General features: G+C 75.4%; 15 protein-coding genes. 7 read left to right on the top strand and 8 right to left on the bottom strand.

All coding sequences use genetic code 11. From position 1 onward, the window contains the following. The first annotated feature begins 163 nt into the window (after positions 1–163). Both ACQP26_RS08405 and ACQP26_RS08400 read left to right on the top strand, forming a co-directional pair. Positions 164–823 carry a COG4315 family predicted lipoprotein gene (locus ACQP26_RS08405; protein WP_269701139.1) on the top strand — a complete coding sequence of 220 codons (660 nt, stop codon included), beginning with the start codon at positions 164–166 and terminating at the stop codon, positions 821–823. Positions 824–973: 150 nt separating this feature from the next. Beyond that, positions 974–1,888 (top strand): DNA-3-methyladenine glycosylase family protein, encoded by a 915-nt coding sequence (locus ACQP26_RS08400; protein WP_269701140.1) that lies wholly within the window; start codon positions 974–976, stop codon positions 1,886–1,888. 4 nt (positions 1,889–1,892) lie between these two features. On the opposite strand, the gene ACQP26_RS08395 is transcribed toward ACQP26_RS08400, so the two are convergent. Then, positions 1,893–2,423: a DUF1990 family protein gene (locus ACQP26_RS08395; protein WP_269701141.1), complete on the bottom strand. Its 531-nt coding sequence runs from the start codon at positions 2,421–2,423 to the stop codon at positions 1,893–1,895. A gap of 45 nt (positions 2,424–2,468) precedes the next feature. Between ACQP26_RS08395 and ACQP26_RS08390 the strand changes: the two genes are divergently transcribed. Beyond that, a complete protein-coding gene (locus tag ACQP26_RS08390; protein WP_269701143.1) occupies positions 2,469–2,957 on the top strand; it encodes a GNAT family N-acetyltransferase in 489 nt (162 codons plus the stop codon). Here ACQP26_RS08390 and ACQP26_RS08385 read toward each other — a convergent pair. Both ACQP26_RS08385 and ACQP26_RS08380 read right to left on the bottom strand, forming a co-directional pair. Next, the gene (locus ACQP26_RS08385) at positions 2,932–3,354 is read right to left on the bottom strand and encodes an SRPBCC family protein (protein ID WP_269701144.1); all 423 of its coding nucleotides are present in this window, start codon (positions 3,352–3,354) and stop codon (positions 2,932–2,934) included. The two genes, ACQP26_RS08390 and ACQP26_RS08385, sit on opposite strands and share 26 nt — an antisense overlap. A 255-nt stretch (positions 3,355–3,609) precedes the next feature. After that, entirely contained in the window at positions 3,610–3,822 is a 213-nt protein-coding gene (locus ACQP26_RS08380; RefSeq protein ID WP_030503031.1) for a hypothetical protein, read from the bottom strand. Between the two features lie 136 nt (positions 3,823–3,958). Between ACQP26_RS08380 and ACQP26_RS08375 the strand changes: the two genes are divergently transcribed. Together ACQP26_RS08375 and ACQP26_RS08370 are read left to right on the top strand one after the other, a co-directional pair. After that, positions 3,959–5,071 (top strand): ATP-dependent DNA ligase, encoded by a 1,113-nt coding sequence (locus ACQP26_RS08375; RefSeq protein ID WP_281578626.1) that lies wholly within the window; start codon positions 3,959–3,961, stop codon positions 5,069–5,071. Between the two features lie 34 nt (positions 5,072–5,105). Continuing rightward, positions 5,106–6,686, top strand: coding sequence for an alpha/beta hydrolase (locus tag ACQP26_RS08370; RefSeq protein WP_433495357.1), 1,581 nt, complete (start codon positions 5,106–5,108; stop codon positions 6,684–6,686). Between the two features lie 51 nt (positions 6,687–6,737). Here ACQP26_RS08370 and ACQP26_RS08365 read toward each other — a convergent pair whose 3' ends face one another. Then, a complete protein-coding gene (locus ACQP26_RS08365; RefSeq protein WP_269701154.1) occupies positions 6,738–8,012 on the bottom strand; it encodes a YncE family protein in 1,275 nt (424 codons plus the stop codon). Between the two features lie 172 nt (positions 8,013–8,184). Between ACQP26_RS08365 and ACQP26_RS08360 the strand changes: the two genes are divergently transcribed. Both ACQP26_RS08360 and ACQP26_RS08355 read left to right on the top strand, forming a co-directional pair. Then, complete coding sequence (locus tag ACQP26_RS08360; RefSeq protein WP_433495356.1) at positions 8,185–9,333, top strand: helix-turn-helix domain-containing protein; 1,149 nt, start codon at positions 8,185–8,187, stop codon at positions 9,331–9,333. Positions 9,334–9,408: 75 nt separating this feature from the next. Next, positions 9,409–9,861: an N-acetyltransferase family protein gene (locus tag ACQP26_RS08355; RefSeq protein WP_433495355.1), complete on the top strand. Its 453-nt coding sequence runs from the start codon at positions 9,409–9,411 to the stop codon at positions 9,859–9,861. A 55-nt stretch (positions 9,862–9,916) separates the two neighbouring features. Here the strand turns inward: ACQP26_RS08355 and ACQP26_RS08350 are convergent, their stop codons facing one another. Genes ACQP26_RS08350 through ACQP26_RS08335 form a run of 4 tightly spaced genes read right to left on the bottom strand, consistent with a single transcriptional unit; the run spans position 9,917 to position 17,544 of the window. Next, complete coding sequence (locus ACQP26_RS08350; RefSeq protein WP_281578629.1) at positions 9,917–10,642, bottom strand: ABC transporter ATP-binding protein; 726 nt, start codon at positions 10,640–10,642, stop codon at positions 9,917–9,919. Further along, positions 10,642–11,631, bottom strand: a complete 990-nt coding sequence (locus ACQP26_RS08345) for an ABC transporter ATP-binding protein (protein ID WP_269701160.1) — start codon at positions 11,629–11,631, stop codon at positions 10,642–10,644. Before ACQP26_RS08345 ends, ACQP26_RS08350 begins: the two co-directional genes overlap by 1 nt. 1 nt (position 11,632) lies before the next feature. Next, complete coding sequence (locus ACQP26_RS08340) at positions 11,633–14,362, bottom strand: FtsX-like permease family protein (RefSeq protein WP_433495354.1); 2,730 nt, start codon at positions 14,360–14,362, stop codon at positions 11,633–11,635. Beyond that, positions 14,359–17,544 carry an FtsX-like permease family protein gene (locus ACQP26_RS08335; RefSeq protein WP_433495353.1) on the bottom strand — a complete coding sequence of 1,062 codons (3,186 nt, stop codon included), beginning with the start codon at positions 17,542–17,544 and terminating at the stop codon, positions 14,359–14,361. Before ACQP26_RS08335 ends, ACQP26_RS08340 begins: the two co-directional genes overlap by 4 nt. Positions 17,545–17,777 lie beyond the last annotated feature (233 nt).

Here is a 17,777-nt window from a genome sequence, read left to right as displayed (position 1 = left end):
CGTCGTGTCGTGTCCGGGCCGACGGGCCCCCTCGTGCTGACGCACGCAGCGGAACGCCCATCGGTTCAATCGGTCCACTGTGAAATGTGCCACCGTTGCCGGTTCAACCTTGACAGCGCCGCGCCCGTACTACTCGGCGAACTGCCAAGAACGAGGAGGGCACGTGGCACACCACAAGCGGACGACCGTCATCGTCGCGAGCGCGATGGTCGCACTTACGGCCTGCGCCCCAGCAGGCTACAACGGGGCGAACTCGGGCGCGGCCGAGCCGGTCGCCGTCGCCGCGGCCGAACCCACCGCGGCGGCCGAACCGGAGGCGTCAGCGGCTCCCGAAGAGGAGCCGGTCGCGGACAAGGCGCCCCCGGCCAACGTGAAGATCACCGACGAGCTGGTCGGCAAGAAGCTGCCCCGGATGGGCCGCGTCGTCACCGACCAGGACGGCTGGGTGCTGTACCGGTTCGACAAGGACTCCGACGACCCGCCGCAGTCCAACTGCGTGGACAAGTGCGCCGAGGTCTGGCCGCCGTCGCTCACCGACGGCAACCCGAAGCTGCGCGGCGTCTCCGACGACAACGTCGGCACCATCACCCGCCAGGACGGCACGCGGCAGCTCACCATCGGCGGCTGGCCGGTCTACCGCTACATCGGCGACAAGAAGCCCGGCCAGTGGAAGGGCCAGGGCGTCGGCGGCACCTGGTTCGTGGTCGACCCGAACGGCAAGAAGAACCTGACCTGCCTGCCGACCGGCACGCCCAAGGCGGTCGCGCCGCCCGCGGCGGGCAGCTCGAACAGCTCCGGCGGCGGGTCGGACTACTCGTACTGACGCACCGGACACGGTGACCGGTCGCCGCCGGGGAGGGCGCGGCCGGTCACCGTCGCGAACCCGGGAGGCGGGCCGCACCGGCATCGGCCCGCCTCCCGGCACGCGGGGCGTGCCCGGCGTCACGGCCGGGTCGCGTGGCAGAGTGGCCTGGTGACCTCGCCCGACGCCCGCCGTACGCTGCGCCCGCCGGCCGGCTACCGCCTGGCCCCGTCGGTGCGGGCGCTCACGTTCAGCCCGTACGACCCGTGCGCGCGGATCGCCGCCGGCACGTTCTGGTGGGCCACCCGCACCCCGGACGGCCCGGCCACGCTGGCGCTGCGCCCGGAGTCCGGTGAGCTGACCGCCGAGGGGTACGGCCCGGGCGCCGGCTGGGTCGTCGAGCGGGCCGACCGGATCGCCGGTCTGTGCGACGACCTGACCGGGTTCGGCGCGCTCGCCGCCGCGCATCCGCTGGTGGCCCGCCTCGCGCACACGCACCACGGGCTGCGGATGCCGGCCACCGGCCAGGTCTTCCCCCGGCTGCTGCGGGCCGTCTTCGAGCAGAAGGTCACCGGCAAGGAGGCGTACCGGGCGTACGCCGCGACGGTGCGGCACTTCCGCGAGCCCGCGCCCGGCCCGCTGCAACCCCTGCTGCTGCCGCCGGAGCCAGCCGCGGTGGCGGCAGCGCCGTACTGGGTGTTCCACCCGTTCGGGGTGGAGCAGCGGCGCGCCGACACGCTGCGCCGCGCGGCGGCCGTCGCGGACCGGCTGGAACGCTGCGCCGACTCGGCCGAGGCCACCCGGCGGCTCACCGCGATCCCCGGCATCGGGCCGTGGACCGCCGCCGAGGTGGTGCGCGTCGCGTACGGGGACCCGGACGCGGTCAGCGTCGGCGACTACCACGTGCCGAACACCGTGGCCTGGGCGCTGGCCGGGGAGCCGCGCGGCGACGACGCCCGGATGCTGGCGCTGCTGGAGCCGTTCCGGGGGCACCGCGGCCGGGTGTGCGTGCTGCTGGAGGCGGCCGGCGTCCAGGCACCGAAGTACGGCCCGCGCGCCCCGATCCGTTCCTTCGCCCGCTACTGACCGCTCAGCGCCGCCGGCACAGCCGCCGCAGCGTCCGCCCCAGCCACCAGGCGTACGCCCGCTGGAACCCGAGCACGACCGGCCCGCCGGCCCGCACGTACCAGTGGGCGGGGCGGCTGAACGCGGTCACCTCGAACCAGACGCCGTCGGCGCCCCGGGTCACCAGGAACGCCTCCTCGCCGACCTCCGGGTGCCCGGGCAGCGTGCCGTAGCCGAACCCGGCCCGGTCCCGCTCGTCCACCGTCCAGACCACCTCGGTCGGGCCCCACAGCCGTACCGGGCCGACACCGAGCCCCGGCGTGACCCGTACCCCGGGTGCGGCGCGCGGCGCGTCCGCGCGCATCACCACGCCGGCCGCGCGGTGCAGCCGCCAGCCCAGTACCGCGTCCGCCGCCACCGGGAAACCACCGTCCGGCAGCCGGACCCGGTGGCGCAGGTGGTGGTAGCCGGCCGGCAGGCCGCCGTCGCGGGTCGCGCCCACCTCCGGGTACGTCAGCTCGGGCACGGCGGCCACCTCCTCGCTCTCGGGGAACACCCGCCAGGGTACGGCCGCCCCGCAGGGCTGTGGTGAGCTGAGCCGGTGACCGACGTGACCATCGCCCCCGCCGACCCCGCCGACGCCGGGGAGATCCTCACCGTGCAGCGTGCCGCTTACCTGGTGGAGGCGCAGCGCTACCGGGACGTGTTCCTGCCGCCGCTGACCGAGACGCTGGACGAGGTCCGGGCGGCGCTGGCCGGCCCGGACGTGGTGCTCGCCGCCCGGTGCGGCGCCCGCCTGGTCGGCTCGGTACGCGCCCGCGTAGACGGTGACACCGCCCACGTGGGCCGCCTCTCGGTCGCGCCGGACCAGCAGGGCCGGGGCGTCGGCGGACGGCTGCTGGACGCCGTCGAGCGGGCCTGCGCGGGCCGGGTGGCCCGGTTCGCGCTGTTCACCGGCGCGGACAGCGCGGCGAACCTGGCCCTGTACGCGCGGCGCGGCTACCAGGTGGTGGCGCACCGGCCGGACGAGAACGGCAACCGCCTCGCCGTGCTGGAGAAGACGGTCAGCCCTGCTCGCAGCGGCGCCTGAGCCCGTCCGCCTCCTGCCGCAGGTAGCGGCGCATGGTGGAGCCGCCGAGCAGTCCGACCAGCCAGGCCAGCGGACCGGTCTGCACCAGGATCAGCTCGGCCCGGGTGCGCCCGTCCTCCAGCGGGATCAGCCGGTGCTCACCCCGGGTGCGCACGCCGGGGCTCGCCGACTCCCAGGCGAACGAGTACGGCGGATAGATCTCCACGACCCGCCACACGGCCGGGCGCAGCCGGGGCTGCTCCAGCCGGGCCGTCGAGCCGAGGAGCAGCGGACCGGGCTCCAGCCGACGGGCGGCGGTGACCGACGGCGTCCACTCGGGCCAGCGATCGACGTCGCTCTGCACCTCCCAGACCCGGTCGACGTCGGCGGCGATGTCGACGGACTCGGCGAACCGCATGGGCTTCCCTCCCCCGTGGACGGTCCACTCAGCCTATGCCCGCGCCCCGCCCCGCCGCCGCCCCGCGCACCCACCCGTCGCCCGACACCCGTTCACCCGCCGCCCGGCCGTAGCCCGGCCGTCGCCCGCGATCTTGGAGTTGTGGCGCCCACGATGTCCCGCTCGCCACCTTTGCGAGGTGCCACAACTCCAAGATCGGCGGGGCCGCCGGGGCGGCACCGGTCGGCGGGGAGCGGGGCCGCCGGGGCGGCGCGGTCAGGCGGCCTCGTGGAGGTCGGCCAGGGTGACCGGGGCGTACCGCTTCAGCAGGTGTTCCAGCTCGGCGACCGAGCCGACCTCGCCGACGACGTTCGCGCCGCCGCCGTGCTCGGGCGGGTAGCGGTGCGCCAGCCGGTAGCGGTAGCGGCCGCGGATCAGCTCGACGCTGACCCGCCAGCGCCCGCAGCATCCGCAACTCCACTCCGGCACGCCGCGACGGTAGCTCTGACCTGCGGTTTCACCATCCGGGCGGCGGTGACGAAGGCACCCGGTACGGGACACGCCACCCGGCCACCGGCGGTGATCTGCCTCACCACTGTCGGTGCGGTCTGGTTGACTGGTCGCCGTGGACCTGCCGATCAACCCTCCGGTCGAGCCGATGCTCGCCAAGAGCGTGGCCGAGTTGCCCACCGACCACGGCCTGACCTACGAGCCGAAGTGGGACGGCTTCCGCTGCATCGTCTTCCGCGACGGCGACGAGGTCGAGCTGGCCAGCCGGGGCGGCAAGTCGATGACGCGCTACTTCCCGGAGGTCGTCGAGCAGGCACGCCGCCAGCTCCCGGCCCGGTGCGCCGTCGACGGCGAGCTGATCGTGATCCGCCGGGACGGCCCGGGTGGGCAGCCGCGGCTCAACTTCGAGCTGCTGGCCCAGCGGATCCATCCGGCCGCCTCGCGGGTGAAGCTGCTGGCCGAGACCACCCCGGCCGACTTCGTCGCGTTCGACCTGCTGGCGGTCGACGACGAGCTGCTCACCGACCAGCCCTACCCGCAGCGCCGGAAGCGGCTGGAGCAGGCCCTGTCCGGGGTGCGCCCGCCGGTGCACGTGACCCAGGTGACCACCGACCCGGAGACGGCCCGCCGCTGGTTCGAGGTGTTCGAGGGCGCCGGGCTGGACGGGCTGATCGTCAAGCCGGCCGACCTGCCGTACGAGCCGGGCAAGCGGCTCATGTTCAAGGTCAAGCACGCGCGCACGATGGACGCGGTGGTGGCCGGGTTCCGCTGGCACAAGTCCGGTCCGGTGGTCGGCTCGCTGCTGCTCGGCCTCTACGACGACGACGGCGTCCTGCACCACATCGGCGTGAGCTCCTCGTTCACCATGGCCCGCCGCAAGGAACTGCTCGACGAGCTGGAGCCCTACCGCCACGTCGGCGACGGGCACCCGTGGGTGCACGGCGACCACGAGCGGGGCCAGCGCATCCCCGGCGGGGTGAGCCGGTGGACCGGCGGCAAGAACCTGGAGTGGGAGCCGCTGCGCCCGGCGCTCGTGGTCGAGGTGGCCTACGACGCGATGGAGGGCGACCGGCTGCGGCACACTGCCCGGTTCCTGCGCTGGCGACCCGACCGCGATCCCCGCTCCTGCGGCTACGGCCAGCTCGACCGCCCGATCCGTTACGACGTCGACGAGGTGCTGCGCGGCGATCCGGCGGCGACGGTCGGTGACACCAGCGGCCGGGCGTAGCCTGACGGTCGACACGATCATGGAAGGCGCCCACGTGACTCGCTTCCCCACCCGCCGGTTCCGGCCCGCTCTGGCCGCGTTCGTCGCGGCGGTGGTGCTCACCGCCGGCTGCACGCTGCCGGCGTTCGCCCCGCGCGCCGAGAGCGAGGGCGAGGCCGCCCCGCCGGGCACCGCCCCGCAGTGGCGGGCCTGCCCGGAGGTGCCGAACGAGCTGGTCGGCCGGGGTGCGCCGGACATGCGCTACGACTGCGCCCGGATCGCCGTGCCGCGCAACTGGGGCACCGGGGCCACCACCGGCGCGACCGCCGGGCCGGGCGCGGGCGAGACGTTCGAGATCGCGCTGATCCGGGCCCGTTCGACCAAGCAGCGCGACCGGATCGGCTCGCTGGTGGTCAACCCCGGCGGGCCGGGCGCCTCGGGTGTGGACACCGCCGTCTACCTGTCCTTCGCGGCGTTCGGCGGGTTGCCGACGTCGGTCACCGACCGGTTCGACATCGTCGGCTTCGACCCGCGCGGGGTGGCCCGGTCCAGCCCGGTCAAGTGCATCTCCGACGCCGACCTGGACGCCAGTTTCGGCTACGACCCCGACCCGGAGAGCCAGTCGTCGTTCGACGGCTTCGTCGGGCTCAACCGGCGCATCGGTGAGCGGTGCGGCGCGAAGTACGGCGACCAGCTCGCGCTCTACGGCACCGAGCAGGCCGCGCGAGACATGGACGCGGTCCGCGCGGCGGTCGGCGACGACAAGCTGACGTACCTCGGCTACTCCTACGGCACGCTGCTCGGCGCCACCTACGCCCAGCTCTACCCGCAGCGCGTACGCGCCCTGGTGCTCGACGGCGCAGTCGACCCGCAGCAGAAACTGATCGCCGGTTCGGAGAGCCAGGCGAAGGGCTTCGAGCGGGCGTTCGACAACTTCACCAGGTGGTGCGCGGCGAACGCGGGCGGCTGCCCGATCGCCCCGGACGCCCGGGGTGCGGTCACCGACGCGATCGCCAAGGCGAAGGCCTCCCCGGTCCGCGCGCGGGACGGCCGCAAGGCCACCGCCGGCTGGGTCTTCTACGCGGTGATCTCCTCGCTCTACACCGAGCAGGGCTGGCAGGAGCTGGCCCGGGCGATCGACGACCTGCAGGGCGGCGACCCGGACGGCGTGTTCAAGCTGGCCGACTCGTACGCGGGCCGCGAGCCGGACGGCCACTACTCCAACCTGTTCGACGCGAACCTGGCGGTCAACTGCGCGGACGAGACCGAGAAGCCGACCCGGGATCAGGTCCGCCAGTTGCAGTCGCAGTGGCGGCAGAAGTACCCGCTGTTCGGTCCCGCGCTCGCGGTGGGGATGCTCGGCTGCGTGGAGTGGCCGGGCGAGCGGGACCCGTATCCGACCGGCCGGGCGAACGGCGCGCCGCCGATCCTGGTGGTCGGCACCACGGGTGACCCGGCCACGCCGTACGAGCAGACGCCCGCCCTGGCCGCGATGCTGGGCGTGGGTCGGGTGCTCACCTGGGAGGGCGAGGGGCACACCGCGTACCCGCAGACGCCGTGCGTGACGTCGGCGGTCGACGCGTACCTGATCTCGCTGACCGTCCCCCGGGAAGGGCTGCGCTGCCCCGCCCGGTGACGGTCCGGCCGGCGGCCGACGAGCCGGCCGCCGGCCGTCGAACGCCGGCGGTCAGCCGGCGGCCGGGGGCGTCCAACCCTCCGCGATGTGCCCGATGCGCACGCGCTGGGGGTGGTCGCCGACCGGGACGCTCGCGACCTTCTGCCCGGTCGCGAAGTTGATCGCGGTGACCCGGTCGGCGCCGGATTCGGAGATCACGCAGTCGCGGCCGTCTCCGCTGACGGTGGCCCAGTACGGCTTGCTCGCGGGCACCAGCGGGCCCTCGCGCAGCGTGGCCCGGTCCACCACGGTGGCGTAGTCGTCCATGGTGCCGGCGACGCAGATCCGGGTGCCGTCGGGGCTCATCGACAGGCCGTGGTGCCGGGAGTCGTTCACCCAGGTGGTGCGGTCCTCGCTGGTGGCCGGGTTCTTCGGCAGCGTGGCGACGCGGGTGACCCGGTCGGTGGCAACGTCGTACTCGACCACGCCGTTGAAGAAGGACACCTGGAAGTAGAGGCGGCTGCCGTCGGGGGTGAACACGGCGGGGCGGACCGCGTCGGAGAGGTCGCGGCGGCCGGCGGCGTCGAGCCGGTCCCGCATGTCGATCACCTTGACCACCTGGTACGTGGTGGTGTCGGCGACGGTGATCCGCCGGTCGCCCTTGGTCCAGTCGAGCCACGGCGCGTCCAGGTCGGTGTTGACCTCGCCGATGGACATGTTCCACAGCCGGGTGCCGCCGTCGGTGTAGATGTTCTCGTGCGGCTTGTCGCCGGCGCCGAACGAGCCGAGTTGCGCGCCGGTGCGGATGTCCAGCACGTGCACGGTGTTGGAGGTGGAGGCGGAGACCGCGACGCGGGTGCCGTCGGGCGAGACGGCCATGTGGTCGGCGCGGTAGCCGGAGACCGGGAACCGCCAGCGCAGCGCTCCGGTGGCGAGGTCGATCGAGACGACGTCGGCGAAGCTGGGCCGGGACACCACGAGCGCGGTGCCGTCCGGCGTGGTGTACATGTCGTCGATGAGCTGGTCGTGGCCCTCGCCGGGGCCTTGCCGGATGCCGAGGAAGAACGCCAGCCTGATCGGGTTGAGGTAGATCTCGCGCAGGCGCGCGGCGCGGTCCGGGATCACGTTGATCCGGCCGAGCCTGGCGTAGTCGCCGCGGGAGCGGATGACGTCGGCGGTGCCGTCCCAGTTGTTGCCGACGAACATCACCTCTTGGAGTGCCACGGCGGCGGTGGCCGGCGCCGGGGCCGCGACCAGTGGCGTCGGCGCGATCAGGGCGAGCGCGGCCAGCACGGCGAGGCCGGTGCGGCGGCGGGTACGGGACGGACGCTGTGGCACGGGGGTCATGGACGCCTCCTGGCAGCCGGTACGGCATCGACGTTTCTCAGTGGCGCGAACGGTGTTACCTTGCGGTAACAACCAGGAGAGCAACCGGCCGGCCGCCGGGGCTAGGGACCGGACGCCAACGCCCGCGCGGCCCGGTTGTGCCGCGGCGACAACGGGAGGGCGGCGGACGCCGATGATCCGGACCGGACACGCCCAGCGGTTCGGCGCGTTGCTGCGCGACCTGTCCGCCGATCCGGCCGCCATCGACGAGGTGGCGCGGGCGGCCCGCGCGAACTCCCCCGAGGTGGCCCGGCTACCCGCCGACGAGGTTCGCCGCCAGGTCGTCCTGCTGCTGACCAGCGGCCTGGGCGCGCTGGAACGCCGCGAGGATCCGGCCGTACGCGACTTCGCCGAGGCCCGGCGGCTGGGCGCGGACCGCGCGGCGCAGGGCGTCTCGGTGGCCGGTCTGCTGCGCGGGGTGCAGGCCGGGCGGGACCGGGCGGTGGAACTGGTGGTCCGGCACGGCCGGGCCACCGGCATCCCCGACGAGGTGCTGCTGGAGGGGCTGCTCACCATCGGCCGGTACGCCGCGGCGGTGGAGCGGGCGGTGGTCGACGGGCACCGCGACGCCGAGCGGGACCTGGCACGTACCGGCGCGGCGGCCCGGGCACACCTGCTGCGGCGGCTGCTGCGCGACGGCCCCGCCGGTCTGTCCCCGGGCGAGCTGACCCGGTTCGGGTTGCGGCCGGACGGGCGCTACCACTGCGTGGTGGCCGCGCCGCCCGATCCGGTCCGGGCGTACGCCCTGCACCGGCAGCTCACCGCGCGCGGCGGCCTGCTCGGCACTGTCGACGACCGGCTCGCCGGGCTGCTTCCGCGACCGCCCGACGCGGCACCGGCCGACCTGCTGACGCTGGTGGCGCCCGCGCAGCCGCTGGCACGGGCCCCAGCCATGTACGCGCTCTGCCTGGCGGCGCTGGCCACGGCGGCGAACCGGCGGCTGCGCGGGCTGCGCCGGGTCACCGACCTGGCCGGGGAGACCGCGCTGGCGGCCCAGCCGCTGCTGGCGGAGCTGCTGCGCGGCACGCTGCTCGGCGCGCTCGAGCCGGCCGACGGCTTCCACCGGGAGCTGGCCGGCACCGCGCTCGCCTGGCTGCACCACGGCCAGCGGCTGGACCAGACGGCCGCCGCGCTGCACGTCCACCCGAACACGGTGCGCTACCGGCTGCGGCGGCTGCGGGAGCTGACCGGCGGGCCACCGGTCGAGGAGGGTGCGCGGTGCACGGTGCCGGAGACCGTGCACTGGTGGTGGGCGTTGCGGAGCTGGCTGGACGGCGACTGACGCCGCCGCACCCGCTGCGCGTCAGACCCGACGCCCGCGCGCCACCGGCACGAGGCGCTGTGCCAGGCTGGCCGGGTGACCGAGGTGATCTTCCGGGAGGCGGTTCGCGCCGACCTGCCCGCCGTACTCGCGCTGCTCGCCGACGACGTGCTGGGGCGTACCCGTGACCTGCCCGAGGTGGACGAGGCGTACGAGCGCGCGTTCGCCGACCTCGACGCCGACCCGCGCAACGAGCTGATCGTCGCCGACGACGGCCGGGAGTTGGTCGGCTGTTTCCAGCTCACGTACATCCCCGGGCTGGGCCGGCACGGTGCCGAACGGTGCCTGATCGAGTCGGTACGCGTCCGCTCCGACCGGCGCGGGCGCGGACTGGGCGGGACGATGATGCGCTGGGCCATCGACCGGGCCCGGGAGCGCGGGTGCGCGCTGGTGCAGCTCACCACCGACAAGCAGCGCGCCGACGCGCACCGGTTCTACCGCGACCTGGGCTTCGTCGCCAGCCACGAGGGCATGAAGCTGGCGCTCTGACCGGCCGCGACCGGGTACCGGGCCGCCACCGGAGGCGGCGGCCCGGACCCCGGGGTCAGTCCTCCGACACCAGCCGGCCGTCGCGCAGCGTGAGCGTACGGTCGGCCAGCTCGATCAGCGCCGGGTCGTGCGTGGCCACGAGCGCGGTCATGCCCCGGGCGTGCACCACCGCCCGAAGCAGGTCCATGATCGACCGGCCGGTCTCGGAGTCGAGCTGGCCGGTCGGCTCGTCGGCGATCAGCAGGTCCGGCTCGTTCGCCAGCGCCCGGGCCACCGCCACCCGCTGCTGCTGCCCGCCGGACAGCTCGTACGGGCGCTGCGCGGCGTGCCCGCCCAGCCCGACCAGTTCCAGCAGCACCGCCACCCGCTGCTCCCGCTCGGCCGCCGGCACCTTCGCCAGCCGCAGCGGCACCCCGACGTTCTCCGCCGCGGACAGGATCGGCACCAGGCCGAACGTCTGGAACACGAACCCGATCGTGCCCCGGCGCAACGCCAGCAGTTCCCGTTCGCCCGCCGCGGTGACGTCGTGCCCGGCCACCCGGATCTGCCCGGCGTCCGGCCGGTCCAGGCCGCCGACCAGGTTCAGCAGCGTGGTCTTGCCGGCGCCGGAGCGGCCCCGGACGGCGACCAGCTCACCGCGTCCCGCCGCGAACGAGACGTCCCGCACGGCGTGCACGGCGTGCTCCCCCTTGCCGAAGGTGCGGCTCACCCCCTCGACCCGGACCACGTCCTCGACGGCCGACGCCGGCACGGCCGGCAGCACCACTGTCTGGTCGGTCATCACTCACTCTCCTCGGCGTGCGTCCGGTCGCCGGGGCGCACCTCGACGTGGTCGGGTTCCAGGTTGAGCCGGACCCGGTCGCGCAGGGACAGCGCCTCCACGAACTGCGCCGGAAGCTGCATCCGGCCGGTGCGGTCCAGCACCGCGTACTCCTCGCTGACCATCTCGGTGCCGCCGTCGGCCGTGACGCGCGCGGTCCGGCGTACCTCGGAGGCGGTCCGGCCGTCGCGGATCGCGACGGTACGGCGGACCTGGCCGGCCACAGCGTGGTCGTGGGTGACCACGACGATGGTGACCCCCAGTTCGGCGTTGATGGTGCGCAGCGCGGCGAAGACCTCGGCGCCGGTGGCCTCGTCCAGCTCACCCGTCGGCTCGTCGGCGAAGAGGATCTCCGGATCGTTGGCGACGGCCACGGCGACCGCGCAGCGCTGCTGCTCGCCGCCGCTCATCTGGCCCGGCCGCCGGTCCGCGCAGTAGCCGACACCCACCATGTCCAGCAGCTCACGGGCCCGTTCCCGCCGCTTGCGCCGCCCGCCGGCCCGCCCGGCCAGCTTCATCGGCAGCTCCACGTTCTCCAGCGCGGTCAGGTACGGCAGCAGGTTCCGGCCGGTCTGCTGCCAGATGAACCCGACCACGTCGCGCCGGTACGCCAGCCGCCGCTTGTTCGACAGCGACAGCAGGTCGTAGTCGGCGACCCGCGCGATACCGGCGGTCGGGGTGTCCAGGCCGGACAGGATGTTCAGCAGCGTCGACTTGCCGGAGCCGGAGGCACCGACGATCGCGACCAGTTCGCCCCGGTCGATGACCAGGTCGAGGCCCTGGAGCGCGACGACCTCGACGCCCTCGGTCTTGAAGATGCGCACCAGGCCGTCGCAGACGATGTGCCCGCGCAGCCGGTCCCGTCCCCCGGCCCGCTCGGCGGCCCGCTCGGCCGCACGCTGTTGCAGGGACGCCAGGTCCGGTACGGACGCCTCGGCGGTCGCGGTCATCTCAGCTCTCCTCTCCGAGCCGCAGCACCTCACCGAGGCGCAACCGGCGGTTGTTCACGGCTTCCACGGCGATCGCGAAACCGAGGGCCAGCATGGCCAGGACCGACACCCCGGCCACCAGGCCGGGCTCGAAACTCGGGCGTACCTCCACGCCCCCGGTGAAGGCGGGCAGCCCGAGCACCGGCGTGAGCAGCAGCGGCAGCAACGCGCCGACCACCGCTCCGGTGAGCACCGACACCAGCACCAGCGGTGTCAGCTCCACCATCAGCAGTCCGCGCCACTGCCGGCGGGACAGGCCCATGGTGCGCAGCCGGGACAGCACCTGGCCGCGCGAGCGGGCCCCGGCGAGCACCGCGAGCGCGAGCCCGAGCAGGCCCAGCGCGGCGCCGCCTCCGGCGCCGAGCACGAACCCGAACACCAGCAGCCCGTTGACGCCGGTGCCGCCCAGGTCGGCGCGGACGGCCGCACGGGTCGTCACCTCCGGTGCGCGGGCCTTGTCCCCGGTGCCGACCCCGCCGATGCGCAGGTAGCGGTGCTGCCCCTCACGCGCGACCCGGTCCACCTCGGCGGCGTCCACGCCCGCGCCGGCCAGCACGAACCCGGTGGGCGCGAGCTGGTGCGGCGCGTCCGCCGGCAACGCCGGCCACGGCAGCACCACGAACCGGCGTACGCCCTTGTCGACGAGCGCGAACTCGTCGACGGTGGCGGCGGTGCGCACCGGCAGCCGGTTGCCCTGCACGTCCAGCCAGGCGGGCCGCTCACCCCGGGCGTCGGCGAGCCCGGCGTCGGCCAGTTCCTCGGCCACCGCCGGGGACACCAGCGCAGGCAGCGGCGCGCTCCCGTCGGTGCGGGCCCGCACCGGGTCGGGCACGTCCACCGGTACGCCGGCCGCCCGCGCCACCTCGGCGAACCGCGCCCCGTCCACCAGCACCACGCGCAGCTCGGTGAGCGGGGCGGGGCGTCCGGCGCGGTCGGAGTACGGGCGTTCGGCCGGCACGGTGAGCAGCGGCGCGACGGCCCGTACCCCGGGCAGCGCGGCCAACTGGTCCGCCGTGTCCGGCGTGAAGCGCTCCCCACGTACCAGCAGGTCACCGGGCACGGCCTGGGCGGCGGCGGTGTCCCGGCCGGTCTCGATGCCGGTCGCCACCACGCCGCAGAACGCGGCGGTGGCGACGGCCAGCACCACCACGACCAGCGGCCCGGTGCTCGCGGCCCGGCCCGCGCGGGCCGTGCCGAGGAACGCGACGCTGCCGCGCGCCCGGGCGGCGAGGCGGCTGACCAGCCGCAACGGCCAGGGGTACGCGCGCAGCGCCACCAGCGCCGCCGCGATCGCCAGCAGCACCGGCACGGAGACCAGCAGCGGATCCACCGAACCGGCGGTGAGCCCGCGACGGCGCAGCAGGAACGCGCCGAGCACGGCGAGCCCGAGCACGACCACCTCGACGGTGAGCCGGACCGCAGGCGAGCGGCCGCCCAGGTCGGCGCGCCCACCGGCGCGGCGGCCGACGGCGAGCGCGGCGAGCGGCGGCAGCAGCGTGGCCAGGAGCCCGGCGATCAGCACCCAGAGCCACGGCGCACCGGTGCCGGGCAGCAGCCCGCCGAGCAGCCAGCCGATCCCGGCCGCAGCCGGCAGCACCAGCAGCGATTCGGCCAGGCCGCGGCGCAGCACCGCGCCGGTCGAGCCACCGCGGGCCCGGATGAGGTGGAACTCGGCGCGGCGGCGGCGCGCGGCCAGCCGGGCGGCGAGCAGCGTCAGCCCGGCCAGCGTGGCGAGCAGCCCTGCGGCGATGACCGCGAGCAGGGTACGCGCGGCGGCGAGCGAGTCGGCGAAGCGCCGCAGCGGGATGTCCGCGCCCTGGCTGAGGGTCATCTTGAGCTCAGTGGGCAGGGCCCGGTCCAGCCCGTCGACGCCGGCGATCAGCGCGTCGAGGCGGCCCGGTTCGAGCCGGTCCGGGGCGATCCGGTACCGCCAGCTGAAGCTCACCGGCCAGCCGGCCGCGACGGCTTGGTCGACCCCGCCGTCGGCGGTGTAGGCGACGCCCACGAACGGGTCGCCGTCGCCCTCGGGCGGGCTGAGCTTCAGCATCGACGGCAGCATGTCCCAGACGCCGTCGGCCGGGTCGTTCGGCCGCCACACGCCGACCAGCGCGACCGGGAGGGACTTGAGCACGTTGTCGTCCTGGTCGAGGATCAGGAGCAGGAACCGGTCGCCGGTCTTCACGCCGAGCGTGCCGGCGATCGTCTCGGCGAGCGTCACCTCGACCGTGCGGGCCGGGGCGACGGGGCGTTCCGGCCACCGCCCGTCGACCAGGGTGGCCGCCTCCTTGATGCCGGTACCGGCGCGCAGGTGGACGTCGATCAGGCCCTTCCCGGGGGCGAGCGTCGGACCGCGCAGCCGGCCCGGCACGGTCTGGGCGACGTACCAGCGCTGGCCGATGGTGTCCCGGACCACGCCGGGCATCGTCTCCTCGATCCCCGCCAGCTCGGCCGCGCGACCGGTCACGGCGGCCCGGGTGGAGGGCGGGAACGCGGCCGGCGCCGTGCTGTACGTGAGGTCGCGGCGGGCCACCGGCTGGCCGGCGACGTACTCGGTGAGACCCTGCCCGGTCAGCCGGTCGGCGACCCGGGGCACCCCGGTGATCAGCAGGGCGGTCACCAGGGTCAGGACGGCGAGCAGCAGGAACTGCCCCCCGTATGCGCGTACCCGGCGCGCGGCACCAGGAAGGCTCATCGTTCTCCTCCGATCCGGAGCTGCGCGGCGGCGACCCGCTGGCGGATGCCGGTGGTGATGAGGGCGGCGAAGGCGAGCGCGGCGAGCAGCAGCCCGGCGGCCGTCGCCCCGATCGGCACCCACGGCACGGTGAAGACCGCCTCGGGCACCGGCCGGCCGGCGGCCGGGGTGAGGATCACCAGCGGCACCATGGTGGCCGCGACGAGGGCGCCGACGAGCATCCCGACGCCGACGCCGATCGCGGCCAGGAACGTCTGTTCGGCGAGGTACGCGCGAGCCAGCAGCCGGGTGTTCGCGCCGAGCGTGTTGAACACGGCGAACTCGGTGAGCCGGCGCCGGGTGGTGGCCCAGACGTCCACCGCCAGGCCGACCAGAGCGAGCAGCACCGAGCCGAGCGCGGCGGCCAGCAGGCCGGTGCGCGCACCCTGCCAGTACGGATCCTCGGCGGCCTCCGCGGCCACCGCCCGCCGGTCCAGCAGCACCGTGCCGCCGGCCGAGGCGAGCGCGTCCGCGGCGGCGGTGTGCCCACCGGGCGTGGTGCCGAGCCACCACTCGGCCACCGGCCGGACGCCGCCGCTGCGTTCCAGGAGTTGTGTGGTGGCGGTGGGCAGGTCCAGCAGCAGCCCGTCGCCCCCGGTGCCGGGCACCGCGGCGACCTGGCCGACCACTGTGACCTCGAGCGTCACCTCGGCCACAGACAGCTTGACGGTGTCGCCGGTCTTGACGCTCATCGCAGCGGCCACGCCCGGGGTGAGGAGCACCGGCACCGGGCGGTCCGGCACCATCGGCACCAGCGCGAACCGGGACGAGGGGATCCGGGCGAACTGCAACAGTCCGGCGGGCACGTCGAAGCCCTGCGTCCCGTCGATCCGGGTCGGGCTCGCCTGGGCGGTGCCGCGCGGCCCGGCGCCCGGGTCGATCACCCGCCACGCCCCCTCCACCGGCAGTGGCAGGGCCGTCCCGGCGGCGTCGGTGAGCCGTAGCTGGTCCAGCAGAAGCCGGTACGAGCTGCCGGTGGCGTCGCCGCCGTCGGCCTCGAATCCGGCCAGGCGCAGCGGGGCGCCGCCGCTGTCCGGCAGTGGCACCGAGAAGCGCACCGGCTTCCCGTCGCCGTCGGCCTCGGCGAGCCGGACCCGCCAGGTGGCCCCGGCGTCGGTGGCGAACAACGCGGTCACCGCCACCCGGGGCCGGTCGTACATGCTCTCCACCGGGGTACGCACGGTGCCGGACAGCGTCTTCGCCCCCTCGGGCAGCACGCCGCCCACCGGCGCGGTCCGGCCGCCGGCCAGCCGGTCCAGCAGGGCGCCGGTGGAGGCGTCCCCGCCGGTGTCGTCGAGCCGGATCAGCCCCTTCGCGGCGGCCGCGTCCAGCGCCACCACGGTGGCCGGCCGGGCCTCGCGGCCCACCCGGACGTCGTCGCGCCAGGCGGGCAGCACCCGGTCCACGCCGGGCACGGCGGCCAGCTGGGCCGCCCGGTCCACGGGTGCGGTGCCGTCCCGCTCGGTCAGCCGCAGGTCCGCGCCGACGGTGTGCTGCGCCTGGTCCCGCTGCGACCGTTCCCACGAGGCGACCAGCGACCAGGCGAGCGTGCTGCCGCCGACGGCGAGCGCGAGCAGCAGCACCGGGCCGGCGTGCGGGCGGCGGCCCGCCTGCCACATGCCGAACATGGTGGCGTTCCACGTCCGCCGGTCGACGAGGCGTTCCGCGATCCGGGTGGTCGGCGGCAGCAGCCGCAGCGCGATCACCGCGCCGGCCAGCACGCCGATGGTGGGCGCGGCGGCCAGCAGCGGGTCGATGCCGAGGTTGCCGTTCGCGCCGGCGAGCGGCGAGGAGTACTGCCGCAACTGGGTCCAGGCGAGCACGGCGAGGGCCACCAGCGCGATGTCCACGCTCGCCCGCTGCACCGCCGCGCCCCGCGTGGGCCGGGACCGGGCGGCCATGTCGGCGACGTAGGTGCCGGCCCGGCGCATCGCCGGCAGCACCATGGCGAGCAGGCAGCCGACCGCCGCGCCGACCGCCACCACCCACACCCGGGCCAGGTCGCCGTCCGCCAGCCCCAGGTCCGCGCCCAGGTAGTGGATCGCCTGCCCGGTCAGCGCCGGGGCCAGCAGCAGCGCCGGCGCCACCACGAGCGTCGCCTCGCGTACGGCCAGCCCGGCGATCTGCCCCCGGGCGGCGCCCCGGGCCCGCAGCAACGCGGTCTGCGACCGCCGGTCCTCGTTGAGCAGCGCCGCCACCAGGACCAGCGCGTACCCGCCGAGCACCACGATCAGCAGCAGCGGCGTGAGCAGCGCGGACCGGCCCACCAGGTCGGCCCGGCTGAGCCGGTCGACGAGCCGGTCCAGGTGGCTGACCTGCTGTGTCGAGGAGCCCAGGCCGGTGGCCTCGGGCAGCTTCCCGGTGATCTCGTCCAGCGCCGTGGTCACGGCGGGCAGCCGGGCCGGCTCGACCGCCACCAGGTCGGGGTCGACCACCCAGGCCGCCGAGGTGGAGCCGGGGAAGGTACGGGCGAAGTCGGCCGGGTCGAGCGCGAACGGCCCGTACGAGGTGATCTCCGCGTCGCCCTGGCTCTCCCCCACCCCCGGCGCGAGACGCCAGTACGCCTCGGACGCGTCCCGGGGCCGCCACGTGCCCACGACCACCACGGTGCCGGCGCGTTCGGCGCCCCTGTCGTACAGCGGCACCCGCTCCCCGACCTCCAGGCTAAGCTGCGCGGCCACCTTCTCCGGCAACGTCACCTGCAACGGGTTGCTGCCGGGCACCGGCCACGCCCCGGCGGCCAACTCGGCGTGCGCCGGCAGGTCGTCGAGCGTGGCCAGGTTGGCGAACATCGGGTCGTCGTCGGTACGGGCGGCGCCCACGTCCCCGGTCAGCTCCCGGCCGGTCCCGGAGCGGGTCGCGGCCACGGTGACCGGAGCGCCGCCGAGCCCGTTCGCGAACTGTTCCCGTACCGCCCGGTCCCGCTCGGCGAACGCGGCGGCGTCGGCGCCGCCGGAGCCGCTGATCAGCAGGCTGCGCTCCTCGGCCGGTGCGGCGTCGAGCACCGCCCGCGCGCCCGCCTCGACCGCCCGGCGGTTGTAGTCGGAGAGCCCGGTGACAAGCGCGACCGCGACAAGTGCCGCGACAGCGGCGGCGAGCAGCAGCCCACGGGCCTCTATCGCCCGCCTCCACACCAGCTTCATCCGACGTCCTCTCCTGGCCCCGGCGGGCCGATGCCGAGAGAGAGCAGTGACACCCCGCAAAAGGTTCGCGCCCGTTACATGATCGTTATCGGTCCCCCAGCACCCCCTCGTCGCACCCCCACCCGCCCTCCCCGTCGATCTTGGAGTTGTGGCACCTCGAATGCGCTCTATGCGGCTTTTGGGAACGACCACAACTCCAAGATCGACGGCGGTCACCGGCGCGGAGGGGAGGG

The sequence above is a fragment of the Micromonospora sp. CA-248089 genome (assembly GCF_050948515.1).
GTDB lineage: Bacteria > Actinomycetota > Actinomycetes > Mycobacteriales > Micromonosporaceae > Micromonospora.
This window is presented reverse-complemented; position numbering and strand designations above follow the sequence as displayed.

What these genes read in the sequence shown, in the direction of transcription:
- ACQP26_RS08350 (WP_281578629.1), bottom strand. Translation starts at nt 10,642, where the DNA reads ATGACCGACCAGACAGTGGTGCTGCCGGCCGTGCCGGCGTCGGCCGTC.
- ACQP26_RS08345 (WP_269701160.1), bottom strand. Translation starts at nt 11,631, where the DNA reads ATGACCGCGACCGCCGAGGCGTCCGTACCGGACCTGGCGTCCCTGCAA.
- ACQP26_RS08360 (WP_433495356.1), top strand. Translation starts at nt 8,185, where the DNA reads ATGATCCGGACCGGACACGCCCAGCGGTTCGGCGCGTTGCTGCGCGAC.
- ACQP26_RS08385 (WP_269701144.1), bottom strand. Translation starts at nt 3,354, where the DNA reads ATGCGGTTCGCCGAGTCCGTCGACATCGCCGCCGACGTCGACCGGGTC.
- ACQP26_RS08340 (WP_433495354.1), bottom strand. Translation starts at nt 14,362, where the DNA reads ATGAGCCTTCCTGGTGCCGCGCGCCGGGTACGCGCATACGGGGGGCAG.
- ACQP26_RS08335 (WP_433495353.1), bottom strand. Translation starts at nt 17,544, where the DNA reads ATGAAGCTGGTGTGGAGGCGGGCGATAGAGGCCCGTGGGCTGCTGCTC.
- ACQP26_RS08365 (WP_269701154.1), bottom strand. Translation starts at nt 8,012, where the DNA reads ATGACCCCCGTGCCACAGCGTCCGTCCCGTACCCGCCGCCGCACCGGC.